We start from the raw sequence: 485 nt of genomic DNA on the forward strand, positions 1-485 counted from the left end.
TGGCTTACCCGAGAAAAACATCCCTTCAGTTTGAATGAATTATATCGAAGCCTTGGCATGAGTAAGCAAGCTGTCCACCAACAGTTGAACCGACAAATCAAGCAGGAAAAAGTTCAGCATCATTTATTAAAGGCCGTCGATGAAATTCGAGTAAAACATCCCACCATGGCTATACGCTACTTGTATTATATGATTAAACCCGATCATCAGCAGATGATGGGACGAGATCTTTTTGAGGTATTTTGTAAGCAGCACCATTTAACTAGACCTCGAATACCCTCATATATCAAGACAACAGATAGTCAAGGAGTAATTCGATTTGAGAATTTATTGATGTATCAAAAACCGAGCCGTATAGACCAATATTGGCAGAGTGACATTAGTTATTATCAAGTCAATGGCATCTATTATTACCTCACTTTTATTGTAGATGCTTATACGCGTCATATAGTGGGCCACCACACCTCTAAAAGGCTATTAACAAC

The 485-nt window shown here is 38.6% G+C and carries 1 pseudogene; it reads left to right on the forward strand.

Annotated features, from left to right (window positions below):
• Nucleotides 1–57: 57 nt before the first annotated feature.
• A pseudogene (locus tag EWU23_RS13745) lies at nucleotides 58–485 on the forward strand (hypothetical protein); the annotation flags it as partial.

Source organism: Aquirufa beregesia, from assembly GCF_011090385.1.
GTDB classification, from domain to species: Bacteria; Bacteroidota; Bacteroidia; order Cytophagales; family Spirosomataceae; genus Aquirufa; species Aquirufa beregesia.